General features: G+C 38.0%; 24 protein-coding genes. 19 read left to right on the plus strand and 5 right to left on the minus strand.

Annotated features, from left to right (window positions below):
- Window positions 1–332 precede the first annotated feature (332 nt).
- From ACSQ7D_RS01890 to ACSQ7D_RS01945, 12 genes are all read left to right on the plus strand, one after another.
- Window positions 333–839 (plus strand): Lrp/AsnC family transcriptional regulator, encoded by a 507-nt coding sequence (locus tag ACSQ7D_RS01890; protein WP_015782926.1) that lies wholly within the window; start codon window positions 333–335, stop codon window positions 837–839.
- A gap of 96 nt (window positions 840–935) precedes the next feature.
- Entirely contained in the window at window positions 936–3,227 is a 2,292-nt protein-coding gene (locus ACSQ7D_RS01895; protein ID WP_437135179.1) for an McrB family protein, read from the plus strand.
- The gene (locus ACSQ7D_RS01900; RefSeq protein WP_437135180.1) at window positions 3,208–4,521 is read left to right on the plus strand and encodes a 5-methylcytosine restriction system specificity protein McrC; all 1,314 of its coding nucleotides are present in this window, start codon (window positions 3,208–3,210) and stop codon (window positions 4,519–4,521) included. Before ACSQ7D_RS01895 ends, ACSQ7D_RS01900 begins: the two co-directional genes overlap by 20 nt.
- Before the next feature lie 19 nt (window positions 4,522–4,540).
- Window positions 4,541–5,236, plus strand: a complete 696-nt coding sequence (locus ACSQ7D_RS01905) for a class I SAM-dependent methyltransferase (protein ID WP_437135181.1) — start codon at window positions 4,541–4,543, stop codon at window positions 5,234–5,236.
- A gap of 73 nt (window positions 5,237–5,309) precedes the next feature.
- Window positions 5,310–5,801: a YfbM family protein gene (locus ACSQ7D_RS01910; RefSeq protein ID WP_009422092.1), complete on the plus strand. Its 492-nt coding sequence runs from the start codon at window positions 5,310–5,312 to the stop codon at window positions 5,799–5,801.
- 22 nt (window positions 5,802–5,823) lie between these two features.
- Window positions 5,824–6,045 carry a hypothetical protein gene (locus ACSQ7D_RS01915; RefSeq protein WP_009750482.1) on the plus strand — a complete coding sequence of 74 codons (222 nt, stop codon included), beginning with the start codon at window positions 5,824–5,826 and terminating at the stop codon, window positions 6,043–6,045.
- A gap of 2 nt (window positions 6,046–6,047) precedes the next feature.
- The gene (locus ACSQ7D_RS01920; RefSeq protein ID WP_002671928.1) at window positions 6,048–6,341 is read left to right on the plus strand and encodes a Txe/YoeB family addiction module toxin; all 294 of its coding nucleotides are present in this window, start codon (window positions 6,048–6,050) and stop codon (window positions 6,339–6,341) included.
- A 30-nt stretch (window positions 6,342–6,371) separates the two neighbouring features.
- Window positions 6,372–7,991 (plus strand): ABC-F family ATP-binding cassette domain-containing protein, encoded by a 1,620-nt coding sequence (locus ACSQ7D_RS01925; RefSeq protein ID WP_437135182.1) that lies wholly within the window; start codon window positions 6,372–6,374, stop codon window positions 7,989–7,991.
- A gap of 118 nt (window positions 7,992–8,109) precedes the next feature.
- Window positions 8,110–9,600, plus strand: a complete 1,491-nt coding sequence (locus tag ACSQ7D_RS01930; RefSeq protein WP_437135183.1) for a restriction endonuclease subunit R — start codon at window positions 8,110–8,112, stop codon at window positions 9,598–9,600.
- A 79-nt stretch (window positions 9,601–9,679) separates the two neighbouring features.
- A complete protein-coding gene (locus ACSQ7D_RS01935; RefSeq protein ID WP_437135184.1) occupies window positions 9,680–10,126 on the plus strand; it encodes a GyrI-like domain-containing protein in 447 nt (148 codons plus the stop codon).
- Window positions 10,127–10,169: 43 nt separating this feature from the next.
- Entirely contained in the window at window positions 10,170–11,519 is a 1,350-nt protein-coding gene (locus tag ACSQ7D_RS01940; RefSeq protein WP_437135185.1) for a tetratricopeptide repeat protein, read from the plus strand.
- Between the two features lie 3 nt (window positions 11,520–11,522).
- Window positions 11,523–12,977, plus strand: coding sequence for a lipopolysaccharide biosynthesis protein (locus ACSQ7D_RS01945; protein WP_437135186.1), 1,455 nt, complete (start codon window positions 11,523–11,525; stop codon window positions 12,975–12,977).
- Here ACSQ7D_RS01945 and ACSQ7D_RS01950 read toward each other — a convergent pair.
- Window positions 12,974–13,240 carry a hypothetical protein gene (locus tag ACSQ7D_RS01950; RefSeq protein ID WP_437135187.1) on the minus strand — a complete coding sequence of 89 codons (267 nt, stop codon included), beginning with the start codon at window positions 13,238–13,240 and terminating at the stop codon, window positions 12,974–12,976. The genes ACSQ7D_RS01945 and ACSQ7D_RS01950 overlap by 4 nt on opposite strands.
- A gap of 147 nt (window positions 13,241–13,387) precedes the next feature.
- Between ACSQ7D_RS01950 and ACSQ7D_RS01955 the strand changes: the two genes are divergently transcribed.
- The 6 genes from ACSQ7D_RS01955 to ACSQ7D_RS01980 all read left to right on the plus strand — a co-directional run bounded on the left by ACSQ7D_RS01955 (window position 13,388) and on the right by ACSQ7D_RS01980 (window position 19,016).
- Window positions 13,388–14,863 (plus strand): SLC13 family permease, encoded by a 1,476-nt coding sequence (locus ACSQ7D_RS01955; protein WP_437135188.1) that lies wholly within the window; start codon window positions 13,388–13,390, stop codon window positions 14,861–14,863.
- A gap of 1 nt (window position 14,864) precedes the next feature.
- Window positions 14,865–15,542, plus strand: a complete 678-nt coding sequence (locus ACSQ7D_RS01960) for an SDR family NAD(P)-dependent oxidoreductase (RefSeq protein WP_437135189.1) — start codon at window positions 14,865–14,867, stop codon at window positions 15,540–15,542.
- Between the two features lie 33 nt (window positions 15,543–15,575).
- A complete protein-coding gene (locus ACSQ7D_RS01965; RefSeq protein WP_015782942.1) occupies window positions 15,576–15,863 on the plus strand; it encodes a YciI family protein in 288 nt (95 codons plus the stop codon).
- A 120-nt stretch (window positions 15,864–15,983) separates the two neighbouring features.
- Window positions 15,984–16,508 carry a class I SAM-dependent methyltransferase gene (locus tag ACSQ7D_RS01970; RefSeq protein WP_255493648.1) on the plus strand — a complete coding sequence of 175 codons (525 nt, stop codon included), beginning with the start codon at window positions 15,984–15,986 and terminating at the stop codon, window positions 16,506–16,508.
- A 236-nt stretch (window positions 16,509–16,744) separates the two neighbouring features.
- Window positions 16,745–17,833: a magnesium/cobalt transporter CorA gene (gene corA, locus ACSQ7D_RS01975; RefSeq protein ID WP_437135190.1), complete on the plus strand. Its 1,089-nt coding sequence runs from the start codon at window positions 16,745–16,747 to the stop codon at window positions 17,831–17,833.
- A gap of 31 nt (window positions 17,834–17,864) precedes the next feature.
- Window positions 17,865–19,016: a class I SAM-dependent methyltransferase gene (locus tag ACSQ7D_RS01980; RefSeq protein ID WP_437135298.1), complete on the plus strand. Its 1,152-nt coding sequence runs from the start codon at window positions 17,865–17,867 to the stop codon at window positions 19,014–19,016.
- On the opposite strand, the gene ACSQ7D_RS01985 is transcribed toward ACSQ7D_RS01980, so the two are convergent.
- The gene (locus tag ACSQ7D_RS01985; protein WP_437135191.1) at window positions 18,964–19,485 is read right to left on the minus strand and encodes a DUF4421 family protein; all 522 of its coding nucleotides are present in this window, start codon (window positions 19,483–19,485) and stop codon (window positions 18,964–18,966) included. The genes ACSQ7D_RS01980 and ACSQ7D_RS01985 overlap by 53 nt on opposite strands.
- Window positions 19,451–19,930, minus strand: coding sequence for a DUF4421 family protein (locus ACSQ7D_RS01990; protein WP_437135192.1), 480 nt, complete (start codon window positions 19,928–19,930; stop codon window positions 19,451–19,453). Before ACSQ7D_RS01990 ends, ACSQ7D_RS01985 begins: the two co-directional genes overlap by 35 nt.
- Window positions 19,931–19,976: 46 nt before the next feature.
- Here ACSQ7D_RS01990 and rsmG point away from each other — a divergent pair, with 46 nt between their 5' ends.
- Entirely contained in the window at window positions 19,977–20,594 is a 618-nt protein-coding gene (rsmG, locus tag ACSQ7D_RS01995) for a 16S rRNA (guanine(527)-N(7))-methyltransferase RsmG (RefSeq protein WP_264860524.1), read from the plus strand.
- 56 nt (window positions 20,595–20,650) lie between these two features.
- On the opposite strand, the gene ACSQ7D_RS02000 is transcribed toward rsmG, so the two are convergent.
- Together ACSQ7D_RS02000 and truA are read right to left on the minus strand one after the other, a co-directional pair.
- The gene (locus ACSQ7D_RS02000) at window positions 20,651–21,175 is read right to left on the minus strand and encodes a membrane protein (protein WP_009421613.1); all 525 of its coding nucleotides are present in this window, start codon (window positions 21,173–21,175) and stop codon (window positions 20,651–20,653) included.
- 59 nt (window positions 21,176–21,234) lie between these two features.
- Window positions 21,235–22,023: a tRNA pseudouridine(38-40) synthase TruA gene (gene truA / locus ACSQ7D_RS02005; protein ID WP_437135193.1), complete on the minus strand. Its 789-nt coding sequence runs from the start codon at window positions 22,021–22,023 to the stop codon at window positions 21,235–21,237.
- Window positions 22,024–22,033 lie beyond the last annotated feature (10 nt).

The following is a 22,033-nucleotide window of genomic DNA, read 5'->3' on the forward strand; positions in this document are numbered from 1 at the left end:
AGTGGGTCTACAGTGGGTCTACAGTGGGTCTACAGTGGGTCTACAGTGGGTCTACAGTGGGTCTACAGTGGGTCTACAGTGGGTCTACAGTGGGTCTACAGTGGGTCTATAGTGGGTCTATAGTGGGTCTACAGTAGCTCTACAACGAACAAAAGACGAACGATGAACGAAGGAACAACGAACCTAAGTAGAAGGAGAGTTGAAGGTAAGGCAGAGATAAAAAAAAGGTTATAGGTAGACTTCAACTTAAAAAGTATGTTGCAATTTGGAATATACAAAAAAACATTGTTACTTTGCGCTTTTAAAAAAAAGAACTCATAAACTTAATGTAGATGGCAAAATATAGATTAGATGAAATGGATCTTAAGATATTGGATATTCTTATAGAAGATGCACGAAAACCCTATATAGATGTTGCTAAGGCACTTGATATATCGTCGGGGACAGTGAATGTACGGATAAGAAAAATGGAAGAATTGGAAATTATAAAAAGTTCTGCCATTTCAGTAGATTACGAGAGAATGGGATATACTTTTATTGCTTATGTGGGTATCTTTTTGGAGCGCAATCATCAAGCTGAGTATGTTTTGGAACAATTAGAGGCTATCCCGTTTGTAACAGAGGCACACATTACTTCGGGGAAATACAATCTGTTTTGTAAAATTAGGACAAAGGGGGTGAAGCACGCTAAGGAAGTTATTTATATGATAGACGACATTCAAGGCGTGTCGCGCTCAGAGACAATGATATCAATGGAAGAGGCTTTTAACGATAAGAGTCGTTTGCTTCATAAGGCTTTTCGAGAATTGGATTTATATGATTTTTTAACTACTAAATAAGAACTTTTTAAAAGGGCTATCTGAATGAAAAATCGGGTAGCTCTTTTTGTTTATACAGAAAATTGAGTAATTTTGTTGCGCAAAAACCGAAATACTATGAATGAGAAAATACAAGCACTCATAAGCAATTACATTCGTTTCTTACAAGAAAAGCCTTCTAATCCCGATGAAGTGTACAAATGGCAGGCAATAGAACATTTTGAGCAGCATTGGGATATTAATGCCCGTGATTTTTACGAAATGTTTAAAGAGGCTTTTCGGAAAAAGGACAATTTAGTAGATTACCGTCCTTTTGGTATATTGGAAGCGTTAGGAGAAAACTATCCAACGAAATTAAAGGAATTGTTGGGTATTGTTTATGGGGCTGATGATTTCTATACCAAATTGGGAATATGCAGGACTTTCACTGAAAATGTTATTGATGACTTAAAAGAAAAAAGCAATACAAATTTTAGTACAAAAATTGATGAGCGCACTCTTTCTTTTTTACTGACGCTGAAATTCCCTAATGAGTATACTTTTTATAAAAGGGATATTTATACTAAGTTATGTGAGTATTTAGGAGAAGTTTCTCGAAAAGAACGCAAATACGAGCATTTTATTGAGTTACTTACCGAAATCACGACTTATTTTAACAATCCTGAGTTAAAACAACTCACGAGCAACTTTATTCCACAAGGTTTTGATGAACCTTTGCTATTGGCTCAGGATATTGTGCACCAGAATATGACAACTTCTTCAGAAAAAGCATTTAGAAACGTATTGGATAAGATTCCTAAGCATTGGGCATCTGTTTTCTTTTACAAATTAGGAAATATTATAGAGGATTTAGCATTAGAAGATACCGAAAATCAAGTATTCAGTGTTAGATTAGATGAAAAATCACTTCGTTATCACATAGGGAAGAGGATTTGTTTAAGTGTAAGTCCCAAAGAATTTCTTTTTATTACAGGAAGGGAAGTAGATATCCCAAAATTGAGAAGGGAAGAGTTTGAAAGACCTAACAATGCTTTTCTTTATTATCAGGGAACCCCACAACATATTGAAACATATTACCCTGATATCAAAAATGCTGTCAAAGAAGAGATAGCACTTGATAAGGAAACTTATCCTAAAAGTTATGATAATAGTTATTTCAGGGAATATGTTTTTGAAAAGAAATACAAAGTAGAATTTGAAACAATAGAAAGTAATATGACAAATCAAGCGATTAAGCCTACGATTATCGACCTACTACATTACAAGCACCAAATCATTTTACAAGGTCCTCCAGGTACAGGTAAAACCCGTGAAGCCAAGCGTATTGCCAAACAGCTATTAGGTTTGAATGACAATGATAGTTTAGAGGGTAATGAGCAGTTTAAACTGATTCAGTTTCACCCCAGTTACTCTTATGAAGATTTTGTAAGGGGCATTGTAGCGCAACCCAATGAAACAGGTGGGGGCATTGTCTATACAGCTGAAAATAAAGTGTTAGCTGAGTTTGCAGAGAAAGCCTTAAAAGCATTCCAAGAACCTATTAAATGGGAAAATTTTAGAGATTTTCTTGAAAAAGAAAAGAAAGAGGGGCGAGAAGTTCATTTTGATGAAGGGAAAGAACTTAAATATAATTTTATACAAAATAACGAATTGCGATATTTAAGTGGACGCAATCATAATTTAGCAGGTATTCCTATTGAAGAATTTTGTCAAAGAAATTTAGATGATAAATTCGATAGTTTTTATAAAAACTATCACAAATGGGGCTGGAAATTTATAACTGACTATTTCATAAAATGGGCTAATGATTTCAAAAGGAAGAAATCTTATTTTCTTGTAATTGACGAAATCAACCGTGCGAACCTTTCAACAGTATTGGGGGAACTCATCTATGCCTTGGAATATCGTGGGGAATCCGTGGAGAGTATGTATGCTATCGATGGTGACAATAGTTTCACGTTACCGCCTAATCTCTACATCATCGGTACAATGAATACGGCTGACCGCTCGGTAGGACATATAGATTATGCCATTCGTCGGCGTTTTGCCTTTGTGAATGTGTTGCCTAAGGAGTTAGAAGAGAATTTTGATAAAAACTTGTTTAAAGCAGTAAGTAAGCTCTTTATTGAGAACTATGATGAATATATTAACAATACAGATACTGAATTAAAACGTGCCAAAACCTTATCACCCGAATTTAAACCAGAAGATGTGTGGCTTGGACAGTCGTATTTTATTCAGAAAAAATACAGCGATGGAAAAGATGTGCCTATGTCTATTCGTTGGGAATACGAAATCAAGCCTATTCTATTGGAATACATAAAAGATGGAATACTCATAGATAATATAAGAATTGAAGAACAAATGCAAGAAATTAAAACATTAGTCTATGAAAATAACCCTTCTTGAACATCAACCCTATAGTATCAAAAAAGAAGAGGGAAGCATTTACTTTGAAGCAATACCTAAGATTTGTCCGTATGTATTGAAGAAAGATAAATGGGGAAATTCTATATATCCTTTTGAAATCAGTTGTACAAATGAGGAAGAAGTGTGTTTGCAGGCAGGCTATTACGTGGGAGCTTTGTGGTTGGTAAAACATCACAAATTCGTATATATAGAGCCTAAAATGAACAAAAAACAGATTGTTGAAGGCTTACCTACCCAAGAGGAAGAATGGGCAGAAATCGACTATCTAAAAATGCTTCTCAACATTACGGCGCTCGACCCCAAACATACACAAAATCTTATCAAAATCTATTGGGACGAACCACTAATTGCCATCGAACAGCAAAAAGACACGCTCACGCCTTTTCTAATAGTGCAATTTCTATTGCTACTGAAGCGTATTGTGCGCAAAGGACTTAAAAAATCCTACTACACGGTGGAGGAGAATCTTAATAACCGCATCAAAGGCAAGATACAGTTAGATAAACACCTCAAACAAAATGTTTTTAAGAACAAACTCACAGCCCACGTATGTAGGTATCAAGAGTTTGGAATGGATAGCCTCGAAAATCGCTTTTTGAAGAAAGTTTTGCAGTTTATCATCAGCTTTAAGAATACACACTCTAATTATTTTGCAGGTAATGACGAGTCTATTCGAGAACTTATTACGTATTGTAGTCCGCATTTTGAGTTGATTTCAGAAGAACTCGATGTAGAAAACCTCAAAAAAATCACTACCAATTCTTTTTTTAAAGAATATGAGGAAGCTATTCGCATCGGAAAGCAGATTTTGAAGCGTTTTTCGTATAATATCACCGAAACAACCCAACAAAAAATAGCTATTCCGCCTTTTTGGATAGATATGCCAAAACTTTTTGAGTTATATGTATACAAAAAACTACAAGAACAGTTCGGCAGTAGGGGAGAGGTGCACTATCATTTTACAGCTGATTATACCGAATTAGATTTCTTGCTCAACACTCCAGAATACAAAATGGTGATTGATGCCAAATACAAAACTGTTTATGAAGATAGTAGAGTGATAGACGACATTCGTCAGGTGAGTGCTTATGCGCGTTTAGAAAGGGTTTATAAAGCCCTAAAAATAGACGACAATAGGTTGATAGATTGCCTTATCATCTACCCCTCATTCGAACAAAATACCGATTTAAACATCGCAAATAAAAAGGAGATACATCAGTACAGAAATATTTACAAATTAAGTGTTTCTGTTCCATTAATCATTAACAATTAATCATTTATCATTAAAAAATATGTCACAATTCTACAATAGTATCGCTGAGAAATACGATGCTATCTTTCCGCTATCGCCTGCACATAAAGTCTTTTTCGATGCCGAAGTGTACGGCAAGACAGTTCTTGATGTAGGGGCAGGTACGGGCAACCTTACCGCCTATCTGCGCGCACAGGGCTATGATGTTACGGCTATCGACCTCAGTAAAGCACTTATTGCTCAGGCTACTGCCAAGGGTGTTGAAGTGCAAGAGCTTAATATGCTTGCTATCGATACTTTACCTATGTTCGATACCATTATCAACATTGGGAACACGCTCCCACATTTGGATAATAAAGACGAAGTGCAGACTTTTCTTAAAAAAGCTTATAACCAACTCACGCAAGGAGGCAAACTCATCTTGCAAATGGTAAACTTTGAGAAGTATTTTGCCCAGAAAGAAGGTAATTTTCTCGGTAACCTGCCTCTAATAGAGAACGAAAAAGTAAAGTTTGAGCGTTCTTATCACTTAAATAGCAATAACAAGGTAATATTTAGGACAGTTTTGGACAAAACTATTGCCAATGAAGAGCTTTTACAGCCTATTCTTTCCCAAGAACTCACCCAATGGCTCTCTCAAATAGGTTTTAAAGACCTTAAACTATACGGCAACTTCAAAAAAGAACCTTTCAATCCTAAAACTTCAATGGCGGTTATTGTAACAGCTCAGAAATAACTTCTCTATACAATTGCTATTATTTTCATATCTCACAAATATTCCGTACTTTTGCACTTTAAAACAATACATTATGGCACGATTAGGAATGCTTTACGCTATTACTGATGAAGCGTTAGAACAATTAAAAGCGCAAGATATAGACGAGATGTACGACTATATGCTTGAAGAAATAGAAGAAGAACTATTTAATACTTCTGAAGGCTTTGAGATTAACAAAGCGTGGGAAGGAGTTCAGTTTTGTCTTGGGAAAGGCACGTGGAATGAAGAAAACAAAGTACCATACAATGTTGTTTTCGGTGGGGAACTGATTTTAGACCACAATGACTATGTTATTTCGCTCAAAAAGCCCGAAGTTATCAAAGATATTGTAGCTTATCTGGAAACCAATAACCTACAAGAAACTATTAAAAACAATTTTGATAAAATCCCCGAAGAGGAATATACCCTCCCAAAAGATGAGGATAATCTTACATTTCTTTTAGACTGGAGCGAAGGACTTTTAGAGTTCTATAAAAACGCTTTAGACAAAGAGCTCAATGTTATCTTTACCGTAGATATTTAATAAAACGTTAAAACATTATTTTATGGAAACAATAACTTTTCAAACAAATGTAAAAGCAATAGATTTTCCTATTATAGAGGAAATATTGAAAAAGTTTAAAGCCACAGACATTAGAATCATCAAAGAAGAAAAAAAAGATGATACAGAAATGGCGGAGAAAGAGTTCTTTGCAAAAATAGACCGCTCTATGAAAAGCAAAAGAACTAAAGTTACTATAGAAGAACTTAGAGCTAAATATTTGTAATAATGGAAGAATTAGAAACGTATTCTTTGGAAGAAACAGAGGTTTTTTCTGAAGATATGGCAAAGCATATAAGTTCAGGACAGAAAAAAATTGTTGAGAGAATACTTAACCTTATCGAAGAAATAAAGCAACACCCGACAACAGGAACGGGCAAGGTGGAGCGTCTCAAAGGTAAGGGAGAACGCCTTGTATATTCTCGGCGTATCAATGACAAGCATAGGCTTGTTTATGAAATCTTTGAAGAAAAAAAGTTAGTGGTCTTAGCGACTGCTTATGGTCATTACAAAAACAAATAGTCATTTATCATTAAACATTAATCATTAACAATGTTATCAGTATCCAATTTATCCGTACAATTCGGCAAGCGCGTCCTCTTCGATGAGGTAAACGTAACCTTTACACAAGGCAACTGCTACGGCATCATCGGTGCCAATGGAGCAGGCAAATCTACCTTCCTAAAAATCCTTTCTGGCAAGCAAGAACCTACTTCGGGACGTGTGATCCTCGAACCGGGCAAGCGTATGTCGGTGCTCGAACAAGACCACTACGCTTATGACGACTATACTGTGCTCGACACGGTGATTATGGGCAACAAAGTCCTCTCCAAAGTCAAAAAAGAGATGGACGACCTCTATGCCGACTATTCCGATGAGCACGCCGAACGCATTGGTGAGCTACAAATACAGTTTGATGAAATGAACGGATGGAATGCCGAGAGTGATGCCGCTGCACTGCTTTCCAATTTAGGCATTACCGAAGATATGCACTACACTATGATGTCCGAAATGGACGGCAAGCTCAAGGTGCGGGTACTTTTGGCACAAGCCCTCTTTGGCAACCCCGATGTACTCATAATGGACGAGCCTACGAACGACCTCGACTTCGAGACTATCAGCTGGCTGGAGAACTTTTTGGCAAACTATGACAATACGGTGATTGTCGTTTCTCACGACCGCCACTTCCTTGATGCCGTTTGTACCCATATCTCGGATATTGACTTCGGAAAAATCAACCATTTTTCGGGTAACTATACTTTCTGGTACGAAAGTAGTCAGTTGGCAGCCCGTCAGCGTGCCCAGCAGAACAAAAAAGCAGAAGAGAAAGCCAAAGAGTTGCAAGAATTTATCGCGCGCTTTAGTGCCAACGTGGCAAAATCAAAGCAGGCAACCTCTCGTAAGAAGATGTTGGAGAAACTCAATATCGAGGAAATCAAACCGTCCTCTCGTCGTTACCCTGCCATCATTTTCGAACGCGACCGCGAGGCTGGCGACCAAATCCTACACGTGGAAAACCTCGCTGCTTCTATCGACGGACAGGTATTGTTCCAAAATGTAGACATCAACCTTGCCAAAGACGACAAAGTAGCCGTGATTTCTAAGGATTCACGTGCTACCACTGCCTTTTATGAGATTCTCAACGGCAACCTCAAGCCCGATGCGGGTACCTTTGCGTGGGGAATTACCACCTCGCAGTCTTACCTGCCGGTGGATAGCTCCGATTTCTTCACTCAAGACCTTTCTTTGGTGGATTGGTTGCGCCAATGGGCGAAAACAGAGGAAGAGCGCGAGGAAGTATACGTGCGCGGGTTCTTGGGCAAGATGCTTTTCAGTGGCGAGGAAGCTCTCAAAAACTGCAAAGTGCTCTCAGGAGGCGAGAAAGTGCGCTGTATGCTCAGCCGTATGATGATGTTGCGCGCCAATGTGCTTATGCTCAACGAACCTACTAACCACTTGGATTTGGAGAGCATCACCGCCTTCAACAACTCGCTGAAAAACTTCAAAGACACCGTGCTTTTCACCACCCACGACCACGAATTTTCGCAAACCGTCGCCAATCGTATCATCGAGCTTACCCCTAGTGGCATTATCGACCGCTATATGACCTTTGATGAGTATATGGACGACAAGAATATTCAGGAATTGAGGGAAAAAATGTATAAACAATGATTAATTGTTAATGATTAATGGTTAATCACAGCACTTTGGCAAAGGTTATTGTACAAAAAGGTGATAAAAATGAGCTTTGCCAGAGTGTTTTGAGGTAAAAACCAAAAAATAAAACCATATGGAACTAAATCAATTCATTTGGAACAACTATAAAGAGAGCAAAGAAGGGCAAGAAGTGATTAAGCTTTTTGAGGAAGGATTTCTAGATGATATTCTTTTAAAATTTGTAGAGGAAAAAAATAAAGATTTGGAGTGCTGTATTGATATTATAGATACCTTTGTTAGTTTTTCTGTTTTTCCTCCAAATGTAAAAATTAAAGATTTATATTTATATTTTTTAGACAATGGATTAGAAGGATTTGATGAAGAAGAAGAGGAAGCTTTTCTCATATTTCCCCCAGAAAGTTATGATTTTATTATTTCTTACATAGAACCTTTATCATTAAGTCTTTTCAACTATAAAGATGAGGATGAAGATTTTTATATCCCCTACTTCTTTCAATTAAATTTTGCTAAACTACAGAAAATAGCAGATACCTTTAATGTAGAATTGCCAAAAGTTCCTCTAAGAAAAGACAAAAGAGAAAGAGCTTTATACTACTTAGAATTTTGTAAACTTTGGAATGAATTTAGAAAACAAAATAATCTTACCATATTTGAACTATGTGCTTTTCTTTATGATTTTGCTCCTAAATTTATCGGGAAAGAGAAAGAAGAGGTTTTACCTGAACCTACTAATATTTGGATAACAGGAGGTGGAGTAAAAAATGGAGATTACAAATTTCTAAGTGAAGCAAAAGCTGATACTACTGCCTTTTGGTCAGGGAATGAAGATGCAGTAAAAGGTGATATTATCCTTATGTATTGTCTTTCGCCCAAAAGTAGTATAGAATTTGTTTGTAGAGCAGTCACCGATGGTATTCGTGACCCTTTTTTCTGGTATTATGGAGAAACACATATAGGACATATCCAACATATTAAACCTATTACTCTTACTGAGATAAAAACAGATGAACACTTGAAAGAACTTCCAATTGTTCGTAAGAACTTTCAAGGAGTGAATGGTACAAGACTTCATAATGAAGATTATACACGTATTTTAGAAATACTAGAACAAAAAGGAGAGGATATTTCTCAGTTACCTAAACTCTCATCTGCCAATTTTGCTCCTAATAAAGATTGCAAAAACGAACGAGAAGTAGAACTCAAAATAGTAGAACCTTTTTTGAACGACCTCAATTATTCAGAAAAAGATTGGGTTCGACAGCTTCCTGTAAGAATGGGACGAGGAGAGCGCAATTTTCCTGATTATGTGTTCTTTGCTGAAACCAAAAAAGGTTATGAGAGAGGCAAAATGATATTAGAAACAAAGTTTTATATCAAATCTAATGCAGAGCTAGAAGAAACTTTTCAGCAAGCACAATCGTATGCTCTTAGATTAAATGCCAATAGAATAGTTATATGTGATAAAGATTTCATTTGGATTTATATGAGGAAAAACAATAACTTTGACCGAACTAAGTATTTAAAATACAATTGGCAAGAAATGAATAACCCTGAAATTTTTAATACCGTTAAAAAGGAAATAGGTAAAGATTTTATAAGATAAATTCTAAAAATCCAAAATGTCTATAATTATAGAAAAAACTAAACGAGGGAAAACGACAAAGAATTAATCATATAAGAAAATGAAAATCATAGGAATCAGTGTGCGCACAACGAATCAGAACGGACAGGCGATGCAAGACATCGGAAACCTTTGGCAACGCTTTTTTAGCGAGCAACTTTTGGCAAAAATACCCAATAAGATAAGCGATGCCATTTACGGCATCTACACTGATTACCAAAAGGACTATACCGAGCCTTACACTTGTATAATAGGGGTGGAAGTTACCACGCTCAGCACGATTCCCGACGGCTTAGAGGGCAGGGAATTCCCTGAACAAACCTTTCAAAAGTTTGTAGCCAAAGGCGCAATGCCTCAGGCAGTAGGGGCGATGTGGCAACATATCTGGGACAACGACGCCACACTCAATCGCACTTATATATATGACTATGAGTGCTACTCCGAGAAGTCTCAGCAAGGAGATGCTTCCGAAGTAGATATTTTTATAGGCGTAAAAGAGAAAAAATAGCGAACTTAAAAATAGAGGATTGCCAAAAAACCTCTTAACTAAAATGATGTTACCAGAAGAAGAAAACTACGCGGTTACCAAATTCGAATTGATGCTCAAAGAGAATAACATTCTCTTTTTCGACGTTGATGAATTTGAAGAAATCGTAGAATATTACTTAGAATACGGACGCATTAGCAAAGCGAAACGTGCCTTGGAAATCGGTTTGTCTCAGCACCCCGATGCTTCATCACTTAAATTGCTAAATGCAGAACAATTGGTGTTTGAAGACCGCTTAGAAGAGGCTTCGGAACTCCTCAATGAACTGTTGCTCATAGAACCTATGAATGCTGAAGTGCACGTGCAACAGGCTAATTTGTACTCTAAAATGAACAAACATCATCGCGCTATTGAGTTGCTACAATACGCCATCACACTTACCGATGACGTTTCGAATATCTATGCCCTAATGGCAATGGAATACCTCTATACGGAGGATTATACCAATGCCAAAAAGTATTTTACCAAATGTTTGAAAGAAGACCCTCAGGATTATACCGCACTCCAACAGTTGGTGTTCTGCTATGAGGTGTTGGGGGAAGTGCAAGAGGCAACCGACTTTCTAAACACTTACTTAGACCAAAATCCTTATTGTGAAGTTGCTTGGTATTACCTCGGTAAGCTGTATCTATCCATTACCGACCATAAAAATGCCTTGCGTTGTTTTGATTTTGCTATCATCAGCGACGATACTTTCACGGGGGCTTATTTCGAGAAAGCTCGTGTGCTCGAAATGATGGAAGATTACGAAAAAGCTATCGAAAACTATAAGATTACTCTTACGTTAGACGACCCTTCGGCTTTAGCTTATCTGCACATTGGGCGTTGTTATGAGAAAATGCGTAATGATGCCAAGGCAGAAGAGTATTATTTCAGGGCTATACACGAAGATCCTCAATTAGACAAAGCGTGGATTACCTTAGCTGACTTCCATTACTTGCGTCATAATCACGCTAAGGCTCTAAAATACATTAAAAAGGTACTTACTTTTGAATCTAATGAGCCTTATTATTGGCGCCGTTATGCCGAGCTGAATTATTATCACTTTCAGAACCTAAAAGAAGCAGAATACGGCTATCGGAAAGCGGTACAAAACGGCGATTATTCCTATACTACCCTCATCGAATGGATTGACCTACTATTGCTCTCTCAAAAATACCGAGAAGCCTTATCTATCATTGCCGATATAGTGCAAATCTACCCACACGAGCTAGAGAATTACTATCGTATTGCTTTGGCTTATTACGGATTAGACGATTTAGAGGAAGCTACTCATTATTACCACTTAGGCTTACAACACGCACCCGAGTGGCAGTCGTTTTTTGAACACAAATTCAACTTTAAAATACAATAGTTTATGGGAATAGTGCTCCGTCAATCGTTTAAGAATGTGGTGGCTACCTATTTAGGGTTTGCCATAGGGGCACTGAACACCCTTTTCTTGTTTACTTACTTCCTCTCCAAAGCTCAGTACGGATTAGTGAGTTATGTTACTTCCACTGCCACCATTCTGTCCCCTCTTATCGCCTTTGGGGTGAACAATACCTTGGTGCGTTATTATACCGCTTATCGAGATAAGAAAGAGCAAGCGCAATTCAACCTAATGCTTTGCTTTTTGCCTTTGCTCATCATTGTTCCTGCCACCTTTGTCGGAGTAATTGGGTACGAACAGATTGCGCAATGGCTTTCGGCTAAAAACGAAGAAGTACGCGATTACGTTTTTCTCATCTTCCTCACTTCCATAGCGATGGCTTACTTTGAAATTGCTTATGCGTGGACGCGTGTACAGCTAAAAACTGTCTTTGGCAATTTCCTTAAAGAGGTATTCCATAGGGTAGGGGTGATGCTCCTGCTATTAGCCATTTATTTCCAGCTCATCGACTTTCACCAACTGATATGGGGTGTATTTTGGGTGTATGCCTTGCGTATGCTCTTGATGTTCGTTTTCGCTTTCTATGTACGCCGACCGCAATTTGCTTGGGGATTGCCTAAGAACAAGAAAGAAGTCTTTTTGTACAGCCTTTTTGTGATTTTATCGGGATCAGTAGCTTCCGTATTGATGGATATTGATAAGTTTATGCTGAACCAATACTTGCCCATTGGCGAAATAGCGGTTTACAATGTAGCCATTTTTACAGCTACGGTGATTGCTATTCCGTATAGGAGTATGTACCAGATTGTGAGTCCACTGACGGCACAATTTATGAATCAAAGCAAGCCAAAAGAGCTATCCGACCTGTATAAGCGCAGCACTGTGAACACTTATTTTGTGAGTATGGTGATTTGTGTGCTTATCATCGTGAATGCCCAGCAGTGTTACGTTCTTCTGCCCGATAAGGATTACAGCACAGGACTCACGGTGCTTGTCATAATATCAGTAGTAAAGCTATCGGACGCCTTAGTAGGCTTCAATAATGCGGTATTGCTCAATTCACCTTACTATCGTACCGTACTGTTTTTGGGTGTTTTTTTGGTCATAGGCACTGTTTTAATGAATATGTGGCTCATACCGCTTTACGGCATCAATGGGGCGGGATTAGCAACCCTAATCGCTTTTAGTTCATATAACCTACTCAAGTCGGTTTTTGTGTATCGCAAATACAACTTACAGCCTTTTTATAAAGAAACGTTACAGACCACCCTCTTTGGTATCGTAGCCATAGGAGGTTTCTTCTTTTGGGACTTTCCGTTTCACCCTCTTGTAAATATCAGCTTAAAATCATTACTCGTAGGGGGAGTCAGTCTATTTTTTCTTCTTAAATTGGGAATTTCGGACGAGTTAATAAAGCTTATTCGCCGATTTAGTAATTAGTAAATTAGTCTTTGTATTCGCTTCTCATATAGAGTAGAGCCACTGTAGAGCCACTGTAGAGCCACTGTAGAGCCACTGTAGAGCCACTGTAGAGCCACTGTAGACCCACTGTAGACCCACTGTAGACCCACTGTAGACCCACTGTAGACCCACTGTAGACCCACTGTAGACCCACTGTAGACCCACTGTAGACCCACTGTAGAGCCACTGTAGACCCACTGTAGACCCACTGTAGACCCACTGTAGGTTCGTTCTTCTTTCATTTATTGTTCGGTGAAACTCTATGCTAAGTATGTTTGTATAATTGTTATGAAATTTCCATTGTTTTTCTTTGATGAATTATTCTTTTTTTGTACTTTTGCCATTCGTTTGTTAAATAGCAAATAACTTTTTAAACTTACCAAAATATTATGTCTAAAGAATTAGAAAATGTAATGACCAATCACTTTGAAAAAAAACACCTTATCGCTTTGATATGTATAGTGATTGTAACCGCTGTAGTGTGGAATTTACCTACTCAAATGTTTCATATTAGCGGACTAACGGTCGTACATCAGCGAATTATCGCTATTTTTGTGTTTGCCACTCTTATGTGGATTAGTGAGGCTATCTCTTCGTGGGCTACTTCGCTGGGTATCATCACTCTAATGTGTTTAACGGTTTCTAACCACAGTCTGTTCTTCTTTAAAGGAGAAGAGAACGAGATTTTCGGAAAACTACTCAGCAGTAAAGAGATTATGGCTACCTTTGCCAACCCTGTAATTATACTCTTTTTAGGTGGTTTTTTCTTGGCTATTGCCGCCACCAAATCGGGGTTAGACGTCTTGCTTGCCAAGAATTTGATACGTCCGTTTGGGAATAAAAGCGAGAATGTGTTATTGGGTTTCCTGCTCATTACGGGTATTTTCTCAATGTTTGTGAGCAATACTGCTACGGCAGCTATGATGCTCACTTTCCTTACACCTGTTTTTGCAGCATTGCCTGCAAGTGGCAAAGGACGTACCGCACTCACGATGAGTATCCCGATTGCTGCTAACTTGGGCGGTATGGCTACCCCTATCGGTACACCTCCTAACGCTATTGCTCTGCAAGCTCTCAACGACCCCAAAGGACTGAATATGGGCGTTGATTTCGGCGAATGGATGTCGTTTATGTTCCCATTGGTACTTTTGTTACTCTTCATCTCGTGGCGACTTATATTAAAATTCTTCCCTTTTACTCAAAAAACAATTAACTTACATATTTTAGGAAAAGTACACCAAGGTTGGCGTATGTGGGTAGTAAGTGGCACTTTTATCGTTACCATTCTTTTATGGCTACTCCCCAGTGAACTAACAGGCATTGATGCCAATACCGTTGCCTTAGTGCCTATGGGTATTTTTGCAGCAACAGGCGTGATTACCGCCAAAGACCTACAGTCCATCAATTGGAGTGTTATCTGGATGGTAGCAGGAGGTTTCGCTTTAGGTTTAGGTATCAATGAATCGGGCTTAGCCGAACTTGCTATTGATACCATTCCATTTGGGTCGTGGTCGCCTATAATAGTATTGATTGCCTCAGGACTTATTTGTTATCTTCTCAGCAACTTTATTTCCAATACTGCTGCGGCAGCTTTGTTAATTCCTATTTTGGTAACTATTTGTCAAGGAATGGGAGAAAACCTAAGCGCAATAGGGGGTACCTCTACAGTGCTTATTGGAATAGCTCTAGCAGCATCATCAGCGATGTGCTTACCTATTTCTACGCCTCCGAATGCCATTGCGTACTCTACAGGCTTAGTAAAACAGAACGATATGCTAAAAATGGGGCTTATCGTAGGGCTTATCAGTATGGTGATAGGATACCTTGTTTTGTATGTTGTAGGAGAAACACATCTCTTAGGATAATATGAAAAACATCATCATAACAGGAACCAGCAGAGGTATAGGCTTTGCGCTGGTACAACAGTTGGCTGCGGAAGGGCATAACATTTTAGCCCTTTCGCGGCATACTGCTACTATAGAGGCACTGCAATTGCCTAATGTGCATTGTTTCCCTTTTGATATTACAAAAACAGAAGACATACAAACGGTAGTCACTTATTTGCAACAATGGCAGTGCGTGGATATACTCATTCATAACGCAGGAAAACTCATCAATAAACCCTTTGAACAACTTACTGAAACTGACTTTTTAGAAGTGTATAAGGTGAATGTGTTCGGAGTGGCGCAACTCACTCAGAAAGTATTGCCTTTTATGAGGAATGGCTCGCACGTGGTAAGTATTAGCAGTATGGGAGGTGTGCAAGGGAGTTTGAAGTTTAGCGGTTTGGCAGCGTATAGCTCCTCTAAAGGTGCTCTTATTACCTTATCGGAGCTCTTAGCCGAAGAATACAAAGAGCGCGGTATCGTTTTCAATACTTTAGCCTTAGGTGCGGTACAGACCGAAATGCTCACTGAAGCCTTCCCTGATTATAAAGCTAATATCACCCCACAGCAAATGGCACGCTACATTGCCGATTTTGCCCTTAATGGTAGTAAGGTATTCAATGGAAAAGTATTACAAGTAGCCAATACAACTCCATAAAACAATTAAAAACTAACGACTAATAACTAAAATATGTACATCATTATTTTAACGTATCAAAAAGACCTTTCAGAGGTTGAAAAACATTTAGAAGCACATCGCGCTTATTTAGATAAGCATTATGCTTCAGGACATTTTGTCGCTTCAGGAGCACAAGTACCCCGTGTAGGTGGTATAATTTTGTGCAAGGCAGGTAGTAGGGGAGAGGTAGAAACTATCATTGCCCAAGACCCTTTTTATCAGCACAAAATAGCAACCTACCAGGTCATTGAGTTTACTCCTACCAAATTCTCTGAGGAGTTCGGTAAGGTAGTCTCTTAAAACCACAATTAACAAGTGAAAATTATTTTTCTAACAGCCCTTACTTTTTCAATCTTAATACTCCTGCTTTATTACCTAATTCAGCAGTCTAAAAAGCCTTCGGGTTTTGTAGGTGTAATAATGATGAAACTTTTTAATCGTGTTTATATACCAATGGTACAATGGGCATTAGGACTTTATAAACCGTCAGAAGCTCCACGAAAAATATTAGATATAGGAGTAGGAAATGGCAAATCAACTGTCCTGCTCACTGAATATTTTCCTCATAGTGAAGTTTGGGGAATTGAAATATCCAAAATCGCTATTAAGGAAGCAAAGAAGCTTCATACAAAGGCTATCTTTCAGTTAGAGGACATTCGGCATACCTCATTTGGTGATAAAACTTTTGATTTGATAACTGCTTTTCAAACACACTTCCATTGGCAAGACCTCAAAGAGGCTTTTTTGGAAGTCAAACGTATACTTTCAGACAAAGGCATTTTTCTCATTGCTTGTGAATATGCAAAGATTAGTTATTACCTTCCTAAGCTAAAAAGAACAGAAGATTTTAGTCAATTTTTAAACTCAGTAGGACTATCCTTAGTACAAGAAGAAAGAATACAAGGTTGGGTGTTTTACAAGCTAATAACTACTGAATATAAGTAACTTACAATAAAAATGTAAACCTTTTATTTAATACATATTCTATAAAGTATCTATTTACTATGTATATAAATGTGAAAATAATCTAATAATCAGTATATTAACCACCAATTTAAATAAAAGTAACAAGCATTTATTACGCTTACTAATGCTTTCGTTTTTGTTATAATACTTATACTTTAACTTTAAAATGTTTTAATAAAATATTAATAAACAATATTTTAATATAATAATTATATATGAGTAAAAATATAGTCTCTACTACCAAGAGGAAACGCAAGGCAAATCGCTCCAAAAAGGTAGGTTTGCCTGCCGGTAGTCTGGTGTATTTCGGTAATAAAGAGAAGCCTCTCAATATAGAAGTCTTTGCCTATAACGAGCATTCTTGTGAGGTAAAGAAAGTCTCTTCGGCTGAGGAAGCCCTTAAATTTATAATCGATAGCCGTATCACGTGGGTGAATGTAAACGGCTTAAACAATATTGAGGAAGTAAAAAAGTTAGGTGCTTATACTCATTTAGATAACCTATTTTTGGAAGACGTACTCGATACCGAACACCGTCCGAAAGTAGAAATCCTCGATGAACATATTCTTGTGATCATTAAAATGCTGTACTACGGCAAAGATAAGCAACTCATTTCAGAGCACTTAGCATTATTATTGGGTAAAAACTACCTCATCACTTTTCAAGAAAGTGAAGACGAAGACGTGTTTGACCCCGTACGCAAACGTTTGCAAAACGCCGATAGCAGTCTGCGCAAACGCCCCGCTGACTATTTGCTATTCGGACTCTTAGATGCTATTGTAGACAACTATTTTGTGATTTTGGATAAAGTAAGCGATAAGATTGAAACCATTGAAGATGATATTATTATTCACCCTCGTGAAGATATGATTTCCGAAATCCAGTTGTTGAGAAAGAGTGCTATCTTTTTGCAAAAATCGATTACGCCCTCGCGTGAGGTAGTAAACAAGATAGAGAAAACCCCTCATCATCTTATCGACACCGATACCAAGCATTATTTCCGTGACCTCCACGACCACACGGTGCAAATTGTGGAAACACTCAGCACTTACCGCGATATCCTTTGGGGACTTACGGATACTTATATGGGGGCAATGAGTAACAAGATGAACAACATTATGCGCTTGCTCACCCTTATTTCTACTATTTTTATTCCGCTTACTTTTATTGTGGGGGTATACGGTATGAATTTCAAGTATATGCCTGAATTAGAAGTATGGTGGGCATATCCGTTAGTATGGTTGGTGATGATAGGTATTTCAGTAGCAATGATTTTCTACTTCAAACGCAAAAAATGGCTTTGATTTTTGTAAAAATACACTATCTTTGCGCGCTATGAATTTGTTAGACGAGAATGTACAACGCTTTATCAGGGAATACGAGGGGGCAACTACAACATTGCTCCTCAAAAAAACTGTGTTCAATGGCATTTCTAACAAAGAATTAGTACAACAGATTGAAGGCAGACGTACAGCAACTAAAAAACTCCCTTTTTTGCTTACTGCGGAAGGTATATTGTTCCCTCCAACACTTAATTTAGAGCAAACCTCCTCCGAGGCAACCGCTCAGTATAAGGCACAAGGCTTACACGGAGAATGTTTTTTAGACCTGACTTGTGGGTTTGGTATTGATGCATTTTTTCTTTCAGAGAAGTTTAAAGAAGTTACATTGGTAGAACAAAATAAGGAACTTCTCAGCAAAGTAGAACATAATTGGCAGGTATTAGGGCGCAAGGCTACATTTATAAATGGAAGCGCAGAAGCTTTTTTGAAAGCAACAACAGCACATTACAACCTTATTTATCTCGATCCTGCTCGTAGAGACGCACTCAAACAGAAGAAGTTTCTCTTAGAAGACCTCTCACCTAATATCTTAGAGTTACAGTCTGTACTACTGCAAAAAGCAGATAAAGTGCTTACCAAACTATCACCTATGATAGACATTAGTTATCTGTTGCATACGCTACCCAAGGTAACACATATTCATTTGGTAGCTTTGCGCAATGAAGTAAAGGAGGTTTTGGTTGTACAAGAACCTAAAAAAGAAACACAAGTACAAATACATTGTGTGAATTTGGAGACTGAAGAGCCTATTTTGCAATTTACAGAAGAAGTGTTGCATAGTTCTCAAGCGGTATATAGTGTGCCTAAACAATACTTGTATATTCCTAATAATGCTTTGTTGAAATCAGGAGCTTTTAATTATATAACGCAGTATTTTGAGGTAGAGAAGTTGGACGTAAATACTCATCTATACACTTCCAAGCAGCTAAAAAAGCCCTTTGCCGGACGTGTTTTGCAGGTAACTCCTATCAATCCTAAAGAGTTGAAGAAAGGTAGTAAATATTGTATTCTCTCTAAAAACTATCCGTTATCGGTAGCTGAAATTAAAAAGAAATACCATATCGTGGAAGGTGGTAATGAATATCTTATCTTTACCCGTTCCGTTGAGGGGTTGGTCGTACTTTTAGGGAAGGCAATCGAGTGAGAAAGTTTTTCTTTTTGAGATAAAAATGCTTAGTAAACGATAGTTGTACACTGGGAGTAATCAAGCGAATAGGTTTGCTATCCGCAGGATAAACTGACTTGTTATTAAAGATTCCCGATAAGGCTACTGTCCAATCATCTTTCAGATATACAAACGAAAAGCGTGTCACAGAAGTAGGATAAACCTTAATATTCAGCTGTTGCAGTATGTCCATTTGGTTACCAAAATTCAATCCACCGATAAATGCCCCTGTAAGTAACCAGTGTTTGCCAGCTACCCACGAATAGCCATAGCCCACGTGAAAACCTATTTGGAAATTCTCAAAAGCCTCGCTACTCACATTCTCTGTTTTAGCATCAGGCTCTATGCGATGCCAATAGAAACCACTGCCAAAAAGCAAACTCCCCGCCGATTTCACTTGGCGTTCGCTTTGCTCAAAGGCAGCTTCGCGCCGAGAACTTGTCTGCACGCCATACGTAAGTGCTTTCTACACCTATTTGCTGGGTAGAAAGGGTAGGGAAGAGGGTATAGTTCCCTTTACCTCTATCGATATAAAATCCTGTATAGTCTTGATAATAAGCATCTATAAGTATGCGTTTACCGTATTTATGTGCTTGTATATCAATACTACGAGTTTTTAGATTTGTTTCATTTTTTAGTCGGAATAAGTTCTGTGCATAAAGTACGTTAAGCCCTAATATCTTGCGCAAACCTATTCCAACTCCTAAACTAAATGGATAGTTGGGTGAATAAACCTCTTTCCCTTGCGTAAGTATGAGCATTTTGGTAGGAGTATATGCTCTGAGCCATATTTCTTGCAGATAAGGTTGAATGTAGGTAGTATCGCGCTCTTGTGCAAAGAACGAAAGGCAACCTCCCCACAAAAAAATCAATAATAAGGCTCGTAAATTCATTATAATATATAAAAACGGGTGCAAAAGTAATACATTTTTAGCAACTATGAAAATCATACTCAAATACTTTCCCTCACTTAGTGAGTTGCAACAACAACAATTTGCAGAGCTCAAACCGCTGTACGAAAAGTGGAATGCTCAAATAAACGTCATCTCGCGCAAAGATATAGACGATTTCTACGAACGACACGTGTTGCATAGCTTGGCAATAGCTAAGCGCATTCAGTTCGTTGATGGCACGGTACTATTAGATGTCGGTACTGGTGGAGGCTTTCCTGGCATACCTTTGGCTATAATGTTTCCTAACTGTCAGTTTACATTGGTCGATTCTATCGGAAAGAAAATAAAAGTAGTACAAGAAGTAGTAAAAGTTTTAAGGCTCACCAATGTAACGGCTATGCAGATAAGAGCCGAAGAACTAAAAGATACTTACGACTTTGTGGTAAGTCGTGCCGTTACTCAAATGAAGGACTTTGTGCCTTGGGTAAAAGGAAAGTTCAAGAAGACTTCTAAAAACGACCTCCCTAATGGTATTCTTTACTTAAAAGGCGGTGACCTTACTGAGGAGTTAGCACCTTTCCCTAAGGCAGAACTCACTGATATCAGTAGTTATTACGATGAACCTTTCTTCGAGACTAAGAAAATAGTGTATTTAAAGGGATAAAATATTAGAACCAAATCATAAAAAAGGCTGTCTAAAACGACAGCCTTTTTTATGATTTAAATTTTCTTGAGTTGTTGTTGCATCATCTTTATTTGGTCGCTCATCAAGTTTTGTTTATCTAGCTTTTTAGCCTCAGTGAGGAGTTCCTGTGCTTCGCGTTTTTTCCGCTTTTGCATCATAATACCTGCCAAACTCAATTTTGCCATCGCTACGTCATAACTCATCGTAAGTCCCAATTGTAGAGCTTTACGAAAGTATTTTTCTGCTTGAGTAAGGTTCTTTTGCGAGTAGATAATACCGTACATATAGTTGTAATAGCCTTGTTGTTTACGGAGTAAAGCTGTCTGAGGGTCTGCTATTTTGCCGAGCCATTTTTCCATTCCTGCAAAGTCTTGCTTGCGCAAACGTAAGAATGTGAGAAGTATAAATTCGTTGCGAAAATAGAGTAAAATAGGAATAAGAGAAAGCAAAATAAGCGCTATGCCATTACCTATATTCCCCTGTGTGAACTGATATACCGCCCACGCTATGATAAGCACAGCTATAACTATTTTTAAATATTTGTTCTGTAAATATTTCATTTCTGTTTTTGTTTTAAAAGTTTGCAAAGGTAGTAATTCTTCCTGAATAATGCTAATATTTAATCCTTTTTTTCAACAAAGAGACTTTCGGGGTATTCTATATGAGTGAGATATAACCCACAAGCGGGAACCGATGCTCCTGCTTTACTGCGTTTCTTACTGATGATAATATCTTCAAAATCTGTAAGCGAAAGTTTCTGTAAGCCTACATCTATAAGTGTTCCTACAATCGCCCGTACCATATTGCGCAAGAAACGGTCGGCGGTAATAGTAAAAATGAGTTGGTTCTCCACCTTATCCCAATGCGCTTCGTATATTTTGCAATTATATGTCTTTACATCGGTATGTGTTTTAGAGAAACACTGAAAATCAGTATAATAAAAAAGTATTTGAGCCGCTTCATTCATAAGCGCTAGATTTAACGGAAGAGTAAATGCCATCGCATAATCGTAAGCAAAAGCATCTTTCTGAGTGCTAATATAGTACTGATAAGTGCGTTTCAAAGCGTCAAAACGGGCGTGGGCATTAGGCTGTACTTCATATATATGATGAACAGCTATATCTTTTGGAAGAAAAGCATTTAACTTGTGAACTAGAGTAGCGGGCAACGCTTCTGTCACATCAAAGTGAGCATACATCTGCAAAGCGTGCACACCACTATCAGTGCGACCTGCTCCCACAACTTCTATAGGCGTTCGCAAAAGAGTAGAAAGAGCCTTCTGTAAAACTTCTTGCACTGAAATAGCTTTGGGCTGGGATTGCCAACCGTAATAGTTTTTACCAAAGAAAGAAAGTTCTATAAAATAACGCATTTTTATCTTTATAAAAAGTAAAAGGTAACAGAGCATAACTCTGTTA

Source organism: Capnocytophaga sp. G1920, assembly GCF_051417515.1.

What these genes read in the sequence shown, in the direction of transcription:
- ACSQ7D_RS01890 (WP_015782926.1), top strand. Translation starts at nt 333, where the DNA reads ATGGCAAAATATAGATTAGATGAAATGGATCTTAAGATATTGGATATT.
- ACSQ7D_RS01895 (WP_437135179.1), top strand. Translation starts at nt 936, where the DNA reads ATGAATGAGAAAATACAAGCACTCATAAGCAATTACATTCGTTTCTTA.
- ACSQ7D_RS01900 (WP_437135180.1), top strand. Translation starts at nt 3,208, where the DNA reads ATGAAAATAACCCTTCTTGAACATCAACCCTATAGTATCAAAAAAGAA.
- ACSQ7D_RS01905 (WP_437135181.1), top strand. Translation starts at nt 4,541, where the DNA reads ATGTCACAATTCTACAATAGTATCGCTGAGAAATACGATGCTATCTTT.
- ACSQ7D_RS01910 (WP_009422092.1), top strand. Translation starts at nt 5,310, where the DNA reads ATGGCACGATTAGGAATGCTTTACGCTATTACTGATGAAGCGTTAGAA.
- ACSQ7D_RS01915 (WP_009750482.1), top strand. Translation starts at nt 5,824, where the DNA reads ATGGAAACAATAACTTTTCAAACAAATGTAAAAGCAATAGATTTTCCT.
- ACSQ7D_RS01920 (WP_002671928.1), top strand. Translation starts at nt 6,048, where the DNA reads ATGGAAGAATTAGAAACGTATTCTTTGGAAGAAACAGAGGTTTTTTCT.
- ACSQ7D_RS01925 (WP_437135182.1), top strand. Translation starts at nt 6,372, where the DNA reads ATGTTATCAGTATCCAATTTATCCGTACAATTCGGCAAGCGCGTCCTC.
- ACSQ7D_RS01930 (WP_437135183.1), top strand. Translation starts at nt 8,110, where the DNA reads ATGGAACTAAATCAATTCATTTGGAACAACTATAAAGAGAGCAAAGAA.
- ACSQ7D_RS01935 (WP_437135184.1), top strand. Translation starts at nt 9,680, where the DNA reads ATGAAAATCATAGGAATCAGTGTGCGCACAACGAATCAGAACGGACAG.
- ACSQ7D_RS01940 (WP_437135185.1), top strand. Translation starts at nt 10,170, where the DNA reads ATGATGTTACCAGAAGAAGAAAACTACGCGGTTACCAAATTCGAATTG.
- ACSQ7D_RS01945 (WP_437135186.1), top strand. Translation starts at nt 11,523, where the DNA reads ATGGGAATAGTGCTCCGTCAATCGTTTAAGAATGTGGTGGCTACCTAT.
- ACSQ7D_RS01950 (WP_437135187.1), bottom strand. Translation starts at nt 13,240, where the DNA reads ATGAAAGAAGAACGAACCTACAGTGGGTCTACAGTGGGTCTACAGTGG.
- ACSQ7D_RS01955 (WP_437135188.1), top strand. Translation starts at nt 13,388, where the DNA reads ATGTCTAAAGAATTAGAAAATGTAATGACCAATCACTTTGAAAAAAAA.
- ACSQ7D_RS01960 (WP_437135189.1), top strand. Translation starts at nt 14,865, where the DNA reads ATGAAAAACATCATCATAACAGGAACCAGCAGAGGTATAGGCTTTGCG.
- ACSQ7D_RS01965 (WP_015782942.1), top strand. Translation starts at nt 15,576, where the DNA reads ATGTACATCATTATTTTAACGTATCAAAAAGACCTTTCAGAGGTTGAA.
- ACSQ7D_RS01970 (WP_255493648.1), top strand. Translation starts at nt 15,984, where the DNA reads ATGATGAAACTTTTTAATCGTGTTTATATACCAATGGTACAATGGGCA.
- corA (WP_437135190.1), top strand. Translation starts at nt 16,745, where the DNA reads ATGAGTAAAAATATAGTCTCTACTACCAAGAGGAAACGCAAGGCAAAT.
- ACSQ7D_RS01980 (WP_437135298.1), top strand. Translation starts at nt 17,865, where the DNA reads ATGAATTTGTTAGACGAGAATGTACAACGCTTTATCAGGGAATACGAG.
- ACSQ7D_RS01990 (WP_437135192.1), bottom strand. Translation starts at nt 19,930, where the DNA reads ATGAATTTACGAGCCTTATTATTGATTTTTTTGTGGGGAGGTTGCCTT.
- rsmG (WP_264860524.1), top strand. Translation starts at nt 19,977, where the DNA reads ATGAAAATCATACTCAAATACTTTCCCTCACTTAGTGAGTTGCAACAA.
- ACSQ7D_RS02000 (WP_009421613.1), bottom strand. Translation starts at nt 21,175, where the DNA reads ATGAAATATTTACAGAACAAATATTTAAAAATAGTTATAGCTGTGCTT.
- truA (WP_437135193.1), bottom strand. Translation starts at nt 22,023, where the DNA reads ATGCTCTGTTACCTTTTACTTTTTATAAAGATAAAAATGCGTTATTTT.